This window comes from Metabacillus idriensis (assembly GCF_050483325.1).
GTDB lineage: Bacteria > Bacillota > Bacilli > Bacillales > Bacillaceae > Bacillus_P > Bacillus_P idriensis_A.
In genome coordinates this window covers 140,275-156,443 of the sequence record NZ_JBCMYF010000032.1, presented here as the reverse complement: position 1 = coordinate 156,443, position 16,169 = coordinate 140,275, and the positions used below count along the sequence as shown (strand labels likewise).

Here is a 16,169-nt window from a genome sequence, read left to right as displayed (position 1 = left end):
GAGGGTGCAGAAAAGATGTCCTTTGCTTCTGAAACAAAAAAAGAATTAACCAACATAGAATCTAAAGCCTGTTGTTTAAAAGCAGAGTTATCTGCACTCATCCGAATGAACGGCTCTCTTTCTTTTTCGAATCGAAAATTAATCCTGGACATTCAAACCGAAAATGCAGCAATAGCTAGAAGAATATATACTCTCTTAAAAAAGCAGTATGACGTTTCTGTCGAGCTGCTTGTGCGGAAGAAAATGCGTTTGAAAAAGAATAACGTCTATATCGTTCGGCTGATAGAAAAAGCTCGTGAAATATTAGAGGACCTTGGAATACTCGGAGAGAACTTTACGTTTGAAAGAAGTATTTCCGAAGAGCTTGTTAAAAAGAAATGCTGCAAGCGATCCTATATAAGAGGTGCCTTTTTGGCAGGAGGATCGGTTAATAATCCGGAGACTTCCTCCTATCATTTAGAGATTTTTTCATTATATAAAGAGCACAATGACTCTCTGTGCGAATTAATGAATTCCTTCCATTTGAACAGCAAAACGCTCGAACGGAAAAAAGGATACATTACCTATTTGAAGGAAGCAGAAAAAATATCTGATTTTCTCAGCATCATCGGGGGACACCAGGCACTTCTCCGCTTTGAAGATGTGCGGATTGTCCGCGATATGAGAAACTCCGTCAACCGCCTCGTCAATTGTGAAACCGCTAACTTAAATAAAACAATTGGAGCAGCCATACGCCAAGTCGAGAATATTAAATTCATCGATGAAAAAATGGGTCTTGAAGCACTGCCCGACAAATTAAGCGAAATTGCACGTCTTCGGGTAGAGTATCAGGATGTAACGCTTAAAGAATTGGGTGAAATGGTTTCAAGCGGCAAAATCAGCAAGTCAGGCATCAATCACCGCCTGAGAAAGCTTGATGAAATTGCAGAACAACTAAGAAATGGCCAGCCGGTAACGATCAAATAATAAGGGGAAAGAAGAGGGGATCCAAATGGCTCAGAAACAGGTCGAAGTTCGTTTGAAGACAGGCTTGCAAGCCCGTCCAGCAGCACTATTTGTACAAGAGGCTAATCGCTATTCATCAGACATCTTTTTAGAGAAAGACGGGAAAAAGGTGAATGCAAAGAGCATCATGGGGTTAATGAGCCTTGCAATCAGCACGGGCTCAGTGGTTACTCTTATTGCAGAAGGCCATGACGAATCAGAAGCTTTAGAAGTTCTATCTCAATATGTGAAGCAAGAAGCATAAAACGGCCTTTGGCCGTTTTTTTTTGAGAGATAAGATAATCTGAAATTTTGCGCTTCGATGGCGGGTGGAATCGGCAAGCTCCTCGGCCATAACGGATCGGAAAAAAGAGCTTTTTCTGGCGGGTCTAAACGGGCGCTTGTGCATATTTTATGCAAATAGGATATTTTTGGAAAAATGAAAGTATTTCACTGACTTTGGTAAGTATTTTACGGGTTTTCGCTAGTAAAAGGAGATTCTGGAAAGTAAAATTCACGATTTAGAAAGTAAATCAGTCTATACCGGCAAATATCGGACAAAAATAAGCCGCGATTTAGCAAGTGAAATCATTTATGAAAGGCAGAAATGCCCCAAAACAAAAAAACAGAACGGCCTAAGGCCGTTCTGCTGTATCTGCTTATTTATTATCAGGCAAGGTATTGCGAGTCATCACTTTATCAATCAAGCCGTACTCAAGCGCACGTTCTGCCGTCATGAAGTTGTCGCGGTCTGTATCGCGCGCGATCACTTCGATTGGCTGGCCAGTGCGGTCAGCAAGAATTTGATTCAGTTTATCACGCAAGAACAAGATGCGTTTTGCAGCGATCTCAATTTCAGTTGCCTGACCTTGAGCTCCGCCAAGAGGCTGATGGATCATAACTTCACTGTTTGGAAGAGCATAGCGTTTGCCTTTAGCTCCTGCTGCAAGAAGGAATGCTCCCATTGAAGCGGCCATACCGATGCAGATTGTTGATACTTGCGGTTTAATGAACTGCATTGTATCATAAATCGCCATACCGGCTGTAATTGAGCCGCCAGGGCTGTTAATGTAGATAGAGATGTCTTTCTCCGGATCTTCAGCTTCCAAGAACAAAAGCTGTGATACAATTGAGTTTGCCACGTTATCGTCAATTCCGCTTCCAAGCATGATAATGCGGTCTTTTAAAAGACGTGAGTAAATGTCATATGCACGTTCACCGCGGTTCGTTTGTTCAATAACTGTAGGGATTAAATTCATCGTATTTCCTCCTTTTAAATAAAGGTAAATTTTATGTACTCTCATCATACAACTATGGTCAATAAAGGTCAAACGAAACGCTGTTCTTTGATGCTTTTTCTTGCACTTAACTGACGGATTTGTCTATCGGAGCTGAACAGGAAATTTCGCTTTACACGGTGTCCAGTTCCATCGCACAGCTCCTCGGCCAGAACGGGCGATTCCGCTTTTCTATGTATATGTCCCTTTTGCCGACTGTAACCATGTTACCCAATTTTTCTTTTTTTCAAACGGGAGGAGAGCTGCTAGCGTCCTTCTCGTGCAAGGTTCATAGTTCATACTTCCATCGGAACTTTTGTTACAAATGTATTCGGCAGACGCTTTGAAAAATCCTTTATATTTCTGTTCAACTGCCTGCCGTTTTTAGTGCAAGAAAAATATATTACCCGGTTTTCTTCATTAATTTACTCAGGTGCAAAAATACCGCTTGATACATGAACTGGTTTTATCGTATAATAGCGCTACTGACTAATAAACTTTTATATGCGCTCGTAGCTCAGTTGGATAGAGCGGTGGTTTCCGGTACCACGTCTGTCGGAGGTTCGAATCCTCTCGAGCGCGTCACTATAAGAAAGAGCTGGTTGATTGTCAACCAGCTCTTTCTTTTTTTGTTGCGGAATATAATTAAAAAAGAAAAAAAGCCCCGCCAGATTAACCTGGCGGGGCATGTTTGAATGGAATTAGAAATAATATGTAAGAGTCCAGTAAGCCGCACTGGACAAGAAGTGTATATTGCCGTGCTTGACGACTCAACAATTCCTATTGTAAGGCATGGATTGCAGTTTGTGAACAGGTAAATTTTTCAATTATTTAAAGACTTAATCGTATTGTAAGCTTCGTCCAAATTCTGAATCCGTTTTAAAACCACTGAGTTTTTTGTAAGCTGATCCTGGACCAGTGCGGATACAACTGAACGATAATAGCGGTTCATGGCATCAAGCTTCGGAACAAGGCCTTCATTTTGTTTAATGTGCTCTTTAAAATTTTGCTCAAAGTAGGGCACTGAAAATAACTCACTCATTGATATCTCTCCTTTGAAGTTCTTTCCATACAAAGATGGACCGTTTTCGTGTAAAATGAGAAGCAGGGGGAACGAACTATGGATATGAAAGTCGGTTTATTTCAAGAGCAATCTTTAAAACTCAATATGACTCAAGAATTAAAGCAAGCGATTACTCTCCTTCAATATTCTTCTATGGAGCTTGCCTCCTATTTAGAGGATCTTACCCTTGAAAATCCCCTCATTGAATTAAAAGAAAAGCCTGAATCAGGCGTATTGTATCATACCTCATCACGGGCAAATATGACAAGTTCATCAAAGAACAGCGATATAATTGAAAACGTATCGAGCAATGGGACAACACTTCAGCAGCATTTGGAAGCACAGCTGCTCGGAATGAAGCTTACTCCATCAGAAAAGCGCGCTCTTCATATTCTGATCCAGGCCCTTGATCCCAACGGCTACATAGAGGCAGATCTAAGTGTGCTTTCTCATAAATTCAATTTAAGTGCCGAAGAATTAAATGAGCAGCTTGCCGTCTTGCAAAAGCTTGACCCTGCTGGAATAGGGGCCAGAAATCTGCAGGAATGCATATCCATTCAGCTTGCAAGGCTGCCCAAACGAAATAAAACAGCCGAATTAATCGTGAACGATTACTTTTACTTATTCGCGGAAAAATCATGGAAAGAGCTTTCGAAACTAACTAAGCTTGATTTAAAAGAAATCCAGAGCGTCCAGGATTTCATAAAAACGCTGCATCCGCGCCCTGGACTTGCCTATCATCACGTACATGATAACTATATTGTTCCAGAACTGACAGTAGCTAAAGTTCACGGGGAATGGCAAGTAATGTACAACGATGAGATTTCTCCCAAAGTTGCCGTCAACGCTGCCTATGAATCTAATTTTTCTTCTATAGAAGATACAGAAGTAAAGCATTATCTGTCTGCTAAGCTCAATCAATGCAGATGGCTGATAAAAACGCTCAATCAGCGGAAAGAGACAATGATGAAAGTCATGAAAGAAATTGTCCGGAGACAGACGGACTTTTTCGAAAAAGGCGAATTATTCATGAAACCGCTGACATTAAAGGCTGTCGCAGATGTAATCGAAGTTCATGAATCTACTGTAAGCCGGACAGTCAGAGAAAAGTATGTTCAGACTCCACATGGACTATATGAGCTGAAGTTTTTTTTCTCGAATGGATTAGAGCAATCATCGCAGGAGGTTACTTCTTCGACTGTAAAAACAATCATTGAACAGATGATCGAACAAGAAGATAAGCTTGCGCCGCTGTCTGACCAGAAAATTGTATCCAGGCTTGCTGATGATCATCAAATCGAGGTTTCAAGAAGAACGGTGGCTAAATACAGGGATCAATTAGGCATTGCCTCGTCTTCTGCAAGAAAACGATATTAGGATGTGTATATAGGATGCTTATAAAAATATATTCGAGAACCAGCTGTCCACTTTGTGTGGAAGCTCTTGAAGAACTTGAAAAGCTGAAGGAGAGCATGGATTTAGAAATCGAGGTCGTTGATATTTACAGCGACGATGCTCTGCTTGAACAGTATCAGCTCATGATTCCTGTCGTTGAATATGAGGGAATGGTGCTTGGATACGGTAAAATTAAAAAAGATTTTATAAGAAAGCGGTTACTTGATAAAAAGCAAGAAACAATAGTTGAATAAGCATTTTCACCCTGCTAAAATGAAAATATAGCAGGGATGATTTTTTTTAGGGATAGTGGGACATATTACGTCATAGAGGGACGTTTTTCGTCCCGTAGGATCCGCTTTTCTATTTGAAAGGGAATTTGTACATGAGGTCAATTATAGAAGTCCAAAAAAAATTATTGCCTGATCTGCTTCAAGTTATGCAAAAACGTTATCAGATCCTTCAGTATATACGACTAATGCAGCCAATCGGACGTCGAAGTCTTTCATCTAGTCTTGGGATCAGTGAACGGGTTTTAAGAGGGGAAGTACAGTTTTTGAAAGATCAGAACCTGATCGATATTTTTTCCTCTGGCATGACATTAACGAAGGAAGGATCATCTCTGTTAAGAATTCTCGAAGAAACGATGAAAGATGTTTTAGGTTTAACGTTTTTGGAAAATACATTAATGGAACGTTTAAATCTTAAAAACGTTATCGTCGTATCCGGAGACAGCGATCAGTTCTCATGGGTAAAGAAAGAAATGGGCAGAGCCTGTGCCGCATGCATAAAAGAGCGGCTTACAGGGGAAAATATCGTCGCTGTCACTGGCGGCACAACCATTGCCGCTGTAGCTGAAATGATGACGCCGGACAGTAAAAATCGCGAACAGCTGTATGTACCTGCCAGAGGCGGGCTTGGGGAGAATGTTGAAAACCAGGCCAATACAATCTGTGCAAAGATGGCTGAGAGAGCGATGGGAAACTACCGTCTGCTTCACGTTCCAGATCAGTTAAGCAAGGAAGCCTATCTCTCTATTGTTGAGGAACCGTCGATTAAAGAGCTGCTCATGCTCATCAAATCTTCAAGTATGGTTGTTCATGGAATAGGAGACGCTAAGACAATGGCGGAACGCCGCAAAACGAAGCCTGATGATTACATAAAAATAGAGCAGGGTCAGGCAGTTGCAGAAGCGTTCGGGTATTATTTCAACCAGGAAGGCGCAGTTGTCCATAAAGTGCAGACAGTAGGCATGCAGCTGAACGATCTTGACAAGATTCAAAACGTCATCGCAGTAGCTGGCGGAGCTTCAAAGGCCAAGGCAATCCGGGCTTACCTGAAGCAGGCTGCGGGCTCCATTCTAATTACGGATGAAGGCGCCGCGAAAGAGTTAATAAGGGAGCTTAATCCCTAATTATATAGTTTTAAAAAATCTCTCACTTATTTAAAGGAGGAAATTTCAACATGGCAGTAAAAATTGGTATTAACGGTTTTGGACGTATCGGACGTAACGTATTCCGTGCAGCACTTAAAAATCCTAACGTGGACGTTGTAGCGGTTAACGACTTAACAGACGCTAACATGCTTGCTCACCTTTTAAAATATGACTCAATTCATGGCAGATTAGATGCTGACGTGAAAGTAGACGGAAACAACCTTGTTGTTGACGGCAAAACAATCCAAGTATCAGCAGAGCGCGATCCTGCGAAATTATCTTGGGGCGAGCGCGGAGTAGAAGTTGTTGTTGAATCAACTGGTTTCTTCACAAAACGTGCAGATGCTGCTAAGCACTTAGAAGCTGGCGCTAAAAAAGTTATCATCTCTGCTCCTGCAACAGATGAAGACATCACAATCGTTATGGGTGTTAACCATGACAAATATGACGCTGCAAGCCACGATGTTATTTCTAATGCATCATGTACTACTAACTGCTTAGCGCCATTCGCTAAAGTTCTAAACGACAAATTCGGCATCAAACGCGGTATGATGACAACTGTTCACTCATACACAAACGATCAGCAAATTCTTGACTTGCCGCACAAAGACTACCGTCGTGCTCGTGCAGCAGCTGAAAACATCATCCCTACTTCAACTGGAGCAGCTAAAGCAGTTTCTCTAGTATTGCCTGAACTTAAAGGCAAATTGAACGGCGGAGCTATGCGTGTTCCAACTCCAAACGTTTCTTTAGTAGACTTAGTTGCTGAGCTTGACGCTAACGTAACAGCTGAAGAAGTAAATGCAGCATTCAAAGAAGCTTCTGAAGGCGCATTAAAAGGAATTCTTAACTACAGCGAAGAGCCATTAGTTTCTGGAGACTACAATGGCGACCCAGCTTCTTCAACTATTGATGCTTTATCAACAATGGTAATGGAAGACAGCATGGTAAAAGTAATCTCTTGGTATGACAATGAGTCTGGCTACTCTAACCGTGTAGTAGACCTTGTTGATTACATCGCTTCTAAAGGTCTTTAATCCATAAGTCTCCCGAGACTTGGATTACAACCAAAACTAAGGTTATAATGAGAGTAAAGGGGAAGGGGAATACAGGCCCCCTCCCTTTTGCTTTGTATGCCATACCATTCCAATTAAAGGAGGAATTCCTGAAGATGAACAAAAAGTCAGTAAAAGACATCGAAGTAAAAGGGAAAGTTGTCTTCTGCCGTGTAGACTTCAATGTGCCGATGAAAGATGGCCAAGTAACAGATGACACGCGCATTCGTGCAGCAATACCCACCATCCAGTACTTAACAGAGCAAGGTGCAAAGGTTCTATTAGCAAGCCACTTAGGCCGTCCAAAAGGACAAGTTGTTGAGGAGCTTCGTTTAAACGCAGTTGCAGAGCGTCTTCAAGAATTACTTGGCAAAAATGTAGGGAAAACAGACGAAGCTTACGGCGACTCTGTGAAAGCTGAAATCTCTAAGTTGCAGGAAGGCGACGTACTTCTATTAGAAAACGTCCGTTTCTACCCTGGAGAAGAGAAAAATGATCCTGAGCTTGCAAAAGCATTCGCTGAGCTTGCTGATGTCTATGTAAATGACGCATTCGGAGCAGCACACCGTGCACATGCTTCAACTGCAGGCATTGCAGACCACATTCCGGCTGTAGCAGGATTCCTTTTGGAAAAAGAATTAGAAGTATTGGGCAAAGCATTATCAAACCCGGAGCGTCCGTTCACAGCAATAATCGGCGGAGCTAAAGTAAAAGACAAAATTGGTGTCATCGATCACCTCTTAGATAAAGTAGACAACATAATCATCGGCGGCGGACTTGCTTACACATTCATTAAAGCTTTAGGCCACGAGGTTGGAAAATCGCTTCTTGAAGAAGATAAAGTTGAGCTTGCTAAATCGTTCATGGATAAAGCGAAGAAAAATGGCGTTAATTTCTACATGCCTGTTGACGTCGTTGTCGCGGATGATTTTTCAAATGATGCAAACATTAAAGTTGTGCCGATCGACAGCATTCCAAGTGATTGGGAAGGCTTAGATGCAGGACCGAAATCCCGTGAAATCTATGCAGATGTTATTAAGAATTCAAAGCTTGTGATCTGGAACGGACCGCTTGGCGTATTTGAATTAGATGCATTTGCTGAGGGTACAAAGTCTGTGGCTGTGGCACTTTCAGAAGCAAAAGATACATACACAGTCATCGGCGGCGGAGATTCTGCGGCTGCAGTTGAGAAATTCAACATGGCAGACAAAATGGATCACATTTCAACAGGCGGCGGAGCATCTCTTGAATTTATGGAAGGCAAAGAGCTTCCAGGAGTTGTCGCTTTAAACGATAAATAAGTTCTTTAACAAATAGAGTTTGTGTGCACCAATCTGATGGTTTTTTCCATTGCATGCAGCCCTGATTGTAAAAGAGCCTAAATAAATTCTTGTGTGTTAAGGACGGTGTGCGTGATGAGAAAGCCAATTATCGCTGGTAACTGGAAAATGAACAAAGTAATGGGCGAAGCAGCAGCATTCATCGAAGAAGTAAAAGGATTAGTTCCTTCCGCTGACAAAGTTGATGCTGTAGTTTGTGCACCTGCACTCTTTTTAGACCGCCTTGTTGAGGCTTCTAAAGGAACAGATGTCAAAATCGGCGCCCAAAACATGCATTTCGAAGAAAATGGTGCATTTACAGGCGAAACAAGTCCTGTTGCACTTAAAGACTTAGGCGTAAGCTACGTGATCCTCGGTCACTCTGAGCGTCGTGAAATGTTTGCTGAAACAGATGAAACAGTTAACAAAAAGACGGCTGCTGCTTTCAAACATGGTCTAGTGCCGATCGTATGCTGCGGCGAAACGCTTGAAGAGCGTGAAGCAGGCAAAACAAACGATCTTGTTGGAGATCAAGTAACAAAAGCACTTGCTGGATTAACAGACGAGCAATTAAAAGAAGTTGTCATCGCATATGAGCCAATCTGGGCAATCGGCACTGGCAAATCTTCTTCTGCAAAAGATGCAAATGACGTTTGTTCACACATCCGTTCAGTTGTAGCAGAGCAATTTTCAAATGAAGTGGCTGAAGCAGTCCGCATTCAATACGGCGGCAGCGTAAAGCCTGAAAACATCAAAGAATACATGGCTGAGTCTGACATCGACGGCGCTTTAGTCGGCGGAGCAAGTCTTCTGCCTCAATCTTTCTTACAGCTTTTGGAGGAAGGGAAACATGAGTAAGAAACCGGTAGCCTTAATTATCCTTGACGGGTTTGCACTTCGCAGCGAAGAGAAGGGTAATGCGGTTGTTCACGCAAAAAAACCAAACTTTGACCGATACTGGAATCAGTATCCTCACGCTACTTTAACGGCAAGCGGCGAAGCAGTCGGCCTGCCAGAAGGACAAATGGGGAATTCAGAGGTCGGGCATTTAAATATCGGTGCCGGCCGCATCGTTTATCAAAGCTTGACGCGCGTGAACGTAGCCATCCGTGAAGGCCAATTTGAGAAAAATGAAACCTTCCTTTCAGCAATGAATCACGTGAAAGAAAACGGCACAAACCTTCATGTTTTTGGATTACTTTCTGATGGAGGCGTTCATAGCCATATTGATCACCTTTTTGCTTTGCTCAGACTGGCAAAAGAAGAAGGCGTCAAAAATGTTTATATCCATGGCTTCCTTGACGGGCGTGATGTTGGTCCGCAAACAGCAGAAGGATATATTAAGCAATTGAACGAAAAAATTGAAGAGTATGGTGTTGGTGCAATAGCAACCCTCTCAGGCCGCTATTACTCGATGGACCGCGACAAGCGCTGGGATCGTGTAGAGAAAGCGTACCGCGCAATGGTATACGGCGAGGGCCCAACTTATACAAATCCGCTTGACTTAGTGGAGGATTCATATAAAAATGGAATCCACGACGAGTTCGTTCTTCCTTCTGTTATGACAAAAGAAGACGGCTCTCCTGTTGCAACAATCAGCGATAACGATGCGGTTATTTTCTACAATTTCCGCCCGGATCGCGCAATTCAGATTTCGAACACATTTACAAATGAAGACTTCCGTTCATTTGACCGTGGACCAATGCATCCGAAAAACCTGCATTTTGTCTGTTTGACTCATTTTAGTGAAACGGTTGACGGGTATGTTGCATTTAAAGCAACAAACTTAGATAACACACTTGGTGAAGTTCTTTCGCAAAACGGGTTAACCCAGCTTCGGATTGCTGAGACGGAAAAATACCCTCATGTAACATTTTTCATGAGCGGCGGACGTGAAGCAGCATTCCCTGGTGAAGAACGCATCCTGATTGATTCACCAAAAGTCGCAACCTATGACTTGAAGCCTGAGATGAGTGCCTACGAAGTAACGGACGCGTTGCTTGGCGAAATCGAAGCTGACAAGCATAACGCGATCATTCTGAATTTCGCCAACCCGGATATGGTTGGACATTCAGGCTTGCTTGAACCAACGATTAAAGCGATTGAAACAGTTGATGAATGTCTTGGCAAAATCGTAGATGCGATTCTTGCAAAAGGCGGAACAGCTATTATTACAGCGGATCACGGTAATGCTGACGAAGTGACAACTCTAGAAGGTACACCAATGACAGCACATACTACAAATCCGGTTCCTGTAATCGTAACAAAGGAAGTTGCAGGCTTAAGAGAAGATGGAATTCTTGGCGACTTAGCGCCAACCGTGCTCGACTTGCTTGGAGTAGACCTTCCGAAAGAAATGACAGGTAAATCATTAATCAAAAAATAACCATTTAAAAGGAGAGAAATAAATTATGCCATACATTGTTGATGTATTTGCTCGCGAAGTATTAGACTCACGCGGTAACCCGACAGTTGAAGTAGAAGTACACACAGAAACAGGTGCAATGGGCCGTGCATTGGTTCCATCTGGCGCATCTACTGGTGAATATGAAGCAGTAGAACTTCGTGACGGCGACAAATCACGCTACCTTGGAAAAGGCGTTCTTAACGCTGTTAAAAACGTAAACGAAGTAATCGCTCCTGAATTATTAGGTTTCGACGTAACTGAGCAAGTTGCAATCGATCACCTTTTAATCGAACTTGACGGCATGGAAAATAAAGGTAAATTAGGTGCGAACGCAATCCTTGGCGTATCTATGGCAGCAGCTCGTGCAGCAGCTGAATTCCTTGGTCTTCCACTTTACCAATATCTTGGCGGATTCAACGCTAAAACATTGCCAGTGCCAATGATGAACATCATCAACGGCGGAGAGCATGCTGATAACAACGTTGACATTCAAGAATTCATGGTTATGCCGGTTGGAGCAGAAGATTTCCACGAAGCACTTCGCATGGGTGCTGAAATTTTCCACAGCCTGAAATCAGTTCTTCAAGGCAAAGGCCTTAACACAGCTGTAGGTGACGAAGGCGGATTCGCTCCAAACCTTGGATCTAACGAAGAAGCTCTTCAAACAATCATCGAAGCAATCGAAAAAGCCGGCTACAAACCAGGCGAGCAAGTAAAACTTGCTATGGACGTTGCAGCTTCTGAAATCTTCAACAAAGAAGACGGCAAATACCACTTATCTGGCGAAGGTGTTGTAAAAACATCTGCTGAAATGGTAGACTTCTACGAAGATCTAGTTTCTAAATACCCAATCATCTCAATCGAAGACGGTTTGGATGAAAACGACTGGGAAGGCCACAAACTATTAACTGAGCGCCTTGGCGACAAAGTTCAATTAGTTGGTGACGATCTATTCGTAACAAACACTAAGAAGCTTGCTGAAGGGATTGAAAAAAGAATCAGCAACTCAATCCTTATCAAAGTAAACCAAATCGGTACATTAACTGAAACATTTGATGCGATCGAAATGGCTAAACGTGCTGGCTACACAGCTGTAATCTCTCACCGTTCTGGTGAAACAGAAGACAGCACAATTGCTGACATCGCTGTAGCAACAAACGCTGGCCAAATCAAAACAGGTGCTCCATCACGTACAGACCGTGTTGCAAAATACAACCAGCTTCTTCGCATCGAAGATCAGCTTGGTGACACAGCTCGCTACGATGGAATCCACACTTTCTACAACATTAAAAAATAATGAATGAATAGGAAACCGCCCGGGATTTTGATCTTGGGCGGTTTTTTTGTGTTGGTATGGGTGGTGTAACGCATTGTTGATGGCTAGTTAGTTTACAGTACCAAATGTCTGCAGAAAGTGTGCTAGACCGGGGTTAACAGCACGAAGTGAAAATGGCGCTCCGCCAGAAGAGAGCTAAACCGGGGTTAACAGCACGAACTAAAGATTTCGCTCAGCTTGAAGTGTGGTAAACCAGGGATAACAGCACAAAGTGAAGAAGCGGCCCCGCCGGAAGTGCCGCTAAACCGGGGTTAACAGCACGAACTAAAGATTTCACTCAGCTTGAAGTGTGGCAAATCAGGGATAACAGCACAAAGTGAAGAAGCGGCCCCGCCGGAAGTGAGCTAACCCGGGATTAACAGCACGAACTAAAGATTTCACTCAGCTTGAAGTGTGGTAAATCAGGGATAACAGCACAAAGTGAAGAAGCGGCCCCGCCGGAAGTGCGCTAACCCGGGGTTAACAGCACGAACTAAAGATTTCGCTCAGCATGAAGTGTGGTAAACCAGGGATAACAGCACAAAGTGAAGAAGCGGCCCCGCCGGAAGTGAGCTAACCCGGGGTTAACAGCACGAACTAAAGATTTCGCTCAGCATGAAGTGTGGTAAACCAGGGATAACAGCACAAAGTGAAGAAGCGGTCCCGCCGGAAGTGAGCTAACCCGGAGTTAACAGCACGAAGTGAAAATGTTGCCCCGCCGAAAGTGCCGCTAACCCGGGGTTAACAGCACGAACTAAAGATATCGCTCAGCTTGAAGTGTGGCAAACCAGGGATAACAGCACAAAGTGAAGAAGCGGTCCCGCCGGAAGTGCGCTAACCCGGGGTTAACAGCACGAACTAAAGATATCGCTCAGCATGAAGTGTGGTAAACCAGGGATAACAGCACAAAGTGAAGAAGCGGTCCCGCCAGAAGTGCGCTAAATCGGGGTTAACAGCACGAACTAAAGATTTCGATCAGCTTGAAGTGTGGGAAACCAGCGATAACAGCACAAAGTGAAGAAGTGGTCCCGCCAGAAGTGCGCTAAACCGGAGTTAACAGCACGAACTAAAGATATCGCTCAGCATGAAGTGTGGTAAACCGGAGTTAACAGCCACAAAGTGAAGAAGCGGCCCCGCCGGAAGTGCGCTAACCCGGAGTTAACAGCACGAACTAAAGATATCGCTCAGCTTGAAGTGTGGTAAACCAGAAATAACAGCACAAAGTGAATAAGCGGTCCCGCCGGAAGTGCGCTAACCCGGGGTTAACAGCACGAACTAAAGATATCGCTCAGCATGAAGTGTGGTAAACCAGGGATAACAGCACAAAGTGAATAAGCGGTCCCGCCAGAAGTGCGCTAACCCGGAGTTAACAGCCACAAAGTGAAGATGCGTCCTGCCGGAAGTGATCCAACCCGGAGTTTATAGCTTCAAAATTAGAATCTGTATATATCAAAACAGAGTTTCTAACACAAAACCAATTATTTTACCTCTTCATAATAATTACCTCTTGCATGTCCCACTTTTACAAAATTCTCTTTTAGTATTTTTTGAATGGATCTGGTATTTTTTATGTTTCCGCACCAATTGTGTATTTGTTCAGAAGTAATCTTTTTTTCAGGAAACAACAGACGAAACTCCTCCACACTCCTCAAAATGCTGTCTTTATACCTTTCCATATGCCTGCATCTTTCACATATCAACTGAGTCTTATTAAATACCTCCATCCCCAGCCTCCCGCATCCGGTGCATACAATTCCCTTCCGCAGATCCTCATATTTAAACGCAGGCCTCCGTTCGTATGGGGACTTTTCCACATGAAGTGACAAAAGCTTCTCCGCAAGCTTCGAGTGATACCCATTATGCAAGCGGACATTTTTAAGCTTTTGAGAAAAACGGTTCCATTGGGAGGGGAAAATCAGAGGGGAGTTTAATGGAGTGTGATACAGGTGAAATTCGGGGTTTACAAATACCACGTAGGCTTCGACCGGCAGTGAACATTTTAAAATCTGAAGCTGTCTTCTGAGCAGAGATTCACATCTTTTAAGCTGCAAAATAGGGTTTTTGATCTCGGATTTTGTGGTGCACGAGATCCATTCTTCCTTTTCAATGAAGTGGTCGCCTGACAAATTCTTCACTTCAAAAAGATAGATTTTTTGCGGCGCGATGTATAAGGAATCCATTTGATAGTGGCTTCCGCCTGTGACAAAGAGGAGATCATTTAAAATAAGCCCCTCTCCTGTGTGCTCTATCCATCCATCAAAGATCTTCTCTCCCTCATAGCCGCTTTCTAGATTTTCGCGCAGTTTCTGGTCTGATGCAGCTAATTCCATTCGTGTATTCAAACTTCTGTACGTTCTTAGTTCCGCAGATTCTGTTCTTTCTTTTAAAATCAAAAATATCACCTCCTTTTTTTCATGATAAAACCAAGTACATCTATCAGGCAAATCACGAAAATGAAATTTTGTATGCAAAAAAGCACCTCCCTCAGCCTGAGGAAGATGCTTCATTCTTATGATGACGGTGCCTGTGCCGAAACTCCTCATACGCTCCTGAGCCCAATATAACCCCGGATACAATAAACAAGAGCCCTATTAAATGCGACGGATAAATCGCCTCATGCAGGATCAGAGCCGATCCAGCGAGTGCAAAGAATGTACTTAAATTCATAAAGATTGATGTTTCGGCCGGACCGACCATTCCGATGGCAAAGTTATAGGTCATGTGTCCAATTGCTGTAGCAAGAATGGCAGAAGTGAAAAAGACTCCCCATACAGCAGGCGTTCCGTGAAACAGGCTCTCAATTCCTCGAGGCTCTGTAATCAGACTGATGGTAAATAAAATAAGAGACCCAAAGAACAGCATATAGCCTGTCATTAAACGAGGATCGAGCGTTCGGCACGCTTTTTTAATGATTATGAAGCTGCAGGCCTGGGTGAAAATGGAGATGAAGATATAGATATCTCCCGTATTCATGCTGCTGATGCCTTTGCTTCCTGCTAAAATGGTAAACCCTACTCCTGTCAGACCCAGGACAAACCCTGTAAAACGGATGAATGTCAGTCTTTGATTAAGAAAAAAAATCGATAAGATCGCTGTAAGCATTGGACCGAGGCCGAGTATTAAACCGCCATTTGTAGAAGTAGTCATTGTAAGTCCTACAGAAAGGAAATAATGATGACACACAACGTTCAGCAGGCCGCCCCCTGCAATATACAGGGTTTCCTTAAGAGTCGGTTTGCGGAGAAGTTTTAAAAAAGATAAGATAATCAGTACACAAATACTGGCTGTGAAAATTCGTACGGCTGTAACTGTAACGGGCATAAAGCTGTCTACGATGATTTTGAGTAAAGGCACATTAAGTCCCCATATGAGCATAACACCGATCAAGATAAGATAGATGCGAGTGTTTTTCAAGGTTTTCCCTTCTTTCTGCAAAACTATCTAAGTAGCATACCATATAGGAAGCTTTTCCCTCAAAAGAATTGTTTCGGAAAACTAATAATAAATGATTGGACAAACGTTCGAATGATAGTGACATTTGGCCGTCAATATGGTAAATTGAAAATAATGCTAACCGGGTTCTAGGAGGTGTCGTCCATGCACATTTTATTAATCACATTACTTGTAATCGTAAGTATTGCTCTTATTACTGTTGTTTTACTTCAGTCAGGCAAAAGTGCTGGTTTATCAGGTGCTATCTCCGGAGGAGCTGAACAGCTTTTCGGAAAACAAAAAGCACGCGGAATGGATTTGGTTCTTCATCGTGCGACAGTCGTATTGTCTGTACTTTTCTTCTTATTGACGATTGCGGTGTCATACGCCGGATTTTAATACATGACATTGATCGAACGGGGGTCTGATTCTTATCAGGCTCCCTTTTGTCATTTATCCAGAATCCCTTGCCGAATCAACATTTTTG

General features: G+C 43.0%; 15 protein-coding genes and 1 tRNA gene. 12 read left to right on the top strand and 4 right to left on the bottom strand.

Going from position 1 to position 16,169, the window contains the following annotated elements; translation table 11 throughout:
• The first annotated feature begins 15 nt into the window (after nucleotides 1-15).
• Together whiA and ABEQ24_RS18685 are read left to right on the top strand one after the other, a co-directional pair.
• Nucleotides 16-966 carry a DNA-binding protein WhiA gene (gene whiA, locus ABEQ24_RS18690; RefSeq protein WP_309193010.1) on the top strand — a complete coding sequence of 317 codons (951 nt, stop codon included), beginning with the start codon at nucleotides 16-18 and terminating at the stop codon, nucleotides 964-966.
• 25 nt (nucleotides 967-991) lie between these two features.
• Nucleotides 992-1,249 (top strand): HPr family phosphocarrier protein, encoded by a 258-nt coding sequence (locus ABEQ24_RS18685; protein ID WP_430008210.1) that lies wholly within the window; start codon nucleotides 992-994, stop codon nucleotides 1,247-1,249.
• A gap of 394 nt (nucleotides 1,250-1,643) precedes the next feature.
• Here ABEQ24_RS18685 and clpP read toward each other — a convergent pair whose 3' ends face one another.
• Nucleotides 1,644-2,243 (bottom strand): ATP-dependent Clp endopeptidase proteolytic subunit ClpP, encoded by a 600-nt coding sequence (gene clpP / locus ABEQ24_RS18680; RefSeq protein ID WP_430008209.1) that lies wholly within the window; start codon nucleotides 2,241-2,243, stop codon nucleotides 1,644-1,646.
• Between the two features lie 524 nt (nucleotides 2,244-2,767).
• On the opposite strand from clpP, the gene ABEQ24_RS18675 reads away from it, so the two are divergent.
• A tRNA-Arg gene (locus ABEQ24_RS18675) sits at nucleotides 2,768-2,843 on the top strand.
• Between the two features lie 241 nt (nucleotides 2,844-3,084).
• Here ABEQ24_RS18675 and yvfG read toward each other — a convergent pair.
• Nucleotides 3,085-3,303, bottom strand: a complete 219-nt coding sequence (gene yvfG, locus ABEQ24_RS18670; RefSeq protein ID WP_430008208.1) for a protein YvfG — start codon at nucleotides 3,301-3,303, stop codon at nucleotides 3,085-3,087.
• Between the two features lie 78 nt (nucleotides 3,304-3,381).
• Here yvfG and rpoN point away from each other — a divergent pair, with 78 nt between their 5' ends.
• The 8 genes from rpoN to eno all read left to right on the top strand — a co-directional run bounded on the left by rpoN (nucleotide 3,382) and on the right by eno (nucleotide 12,232).
• Entirely contained in the window at nucleotides 3,382-4,701 is a 1,320-nt protein-coding gene (gene rpoN, locus ABEQ24_RS18665) for an RNA polymerase factor sigma-54 (RefSeq protein WP_430008207.1), read from the top strand.
• 14 nt (nucleotides 4,702-4,715) lie between these two features.
• Nucleotides 4,716-4,973: a glutaredoxin family protein gene (locus ABEQ24_RS18660; RefSeq protein ID WP_430008206.1), complete on the top strand. Its 258-nt coding sequence runs from the start codon at nucleotides 4,716-4,718 to the stop codon at nucleotides 4,971-4,973.
• Between the two features lie 131 nt (nucleotides 4,974-5,104).
• On the top strand, nucleotides 5,105-6,133 hold the full coding sequence (locus ABEQ24_RS18655; RefSeq protein ID WP_430008205.1) for a sugar-binding transcriptional regulator: 1,029 nt from the start codon (nucleotides 5,105-5,107) through the stop codon (nucleotides 6,131-6,133).
• Between the two features lie 50 nt (nucleotides 6,134-6,183).
• The gene (gene gap, locus ABEQ24_RS18650; RefSeq protein ID WP_430008204.1) at nucleotides 6,184-7,191 is read left to right on the top strand and encodes a type I glyceraldehyde-3-phosphate dehydrogenase; all 1,008 of its coding nucleotides are present in this window, start codon (nucleotides 6,184-6,186) and stop codon (nucleotides 7,189-7,191) included.
• 134 nt (nucleotides 7,192-7,325) lie between these two features.
• A complete protein-coding gene (locus ABEQ24_RS18645) occupies nucleotides 7,326-8,510 on the top strand; it encodes a phosphoglycerate kinase (RefSeq protein WP_430008203.1) in 1,185 nt (394 codons plus the stop codon).
• A gap of 114 nt (nucleotides 8,511-8,624) precedes the next feature.
• Nucleotides 8,625-9,386: a triose-phosphate isomerase gene (tpiA, locus tag ABEQ24_RS18640; RefSeq protein ID WP_430008202.1), complete on the top strand. Its 762-nt coding sequence runs from the start codon at nucleotides 8,625-8,627 to the stop codon at nucleotides 9,384-9,386.
• A complete protein-coding gene (gene gpmI / locus ABEQ24_RS18635; RefSeq protein ID WP_430008201.1) occupies nucleotides 9,379-10,914 on the top strand; it encodes a 2,3-bisphosphoglycerate-independent phosphoglycerate mutase in 1,536 nt (511 codons plus the stop codon). Before tpiA ends, gpmI begins: the two co-directional genes overlap by 8 nt.
• A 25-nt stretch (nucleotides 10,915-10,939) precedes the next feature.
• Nucleotides 10,940-12,232: a phosphopyruvate hydratase gene (gene eno / locus ABEQ24_RS18630; RefSeq protein ID WP_430008200.1), complete on the top strand. Its 1,293-nt coding sequence runs from the start codon at nucleotides 10,940-10,942 to the stop codon at nucleotides 12,230-12,232.
• 1,496 nt (nucleotides 12,233-13,728) lie between these two features.
• On the opposite strand, the gene ABEQ24_RS18625 is transcribed toward eno, so the two are convergent.
• Nucleotides 13,729-14,580 (bottom strand): nuclease-related domain-containing protein, encoded by an 852-nt coding sequence (locus ABEQ24_RS18625; protein ID WP_430008305.1) that lies wholly within the window; start codon nucleotides 14,578-14,580, stop codon nucleotides 13,729-13,731.
• A 154-nt stretch (nucleotides 14,581-14,734) separates the two neighbouring features.
• The gene (locus ABEQ24_RS18620) at nucleotides 14,735-15,664 is read right to left on the bottom strand and encodes a DMT family transporter (protein ID WP_430008199.1); all 930 of its coding nucleotides are present in this window, start codon (nucleotides 15,662-15,664) and stop codon (nucleotides 14,735-14,737) included.
• A gap of 183 nt (nucleotides 15,665-15,847) precedes the next feature.
• Here ABEQ24_RS18620 and secG point away from each other — a divergent pair, with 183 nt between their 5' ends.
• Nucleotides 15,848-16,081, top strand: a complete 234-nt coding sequence (gene secG, locus ABEQ24_RS18615; RefSeq protein ID WP_133312645.1) for a preprotein translocase subunit SecG — start codon at nucleotides 15,848-15,850, stop codon at nucleotides 16,079-16,081.
• Nucleotides 16,082-16,169: the final 88 nt, after the last annotated feature.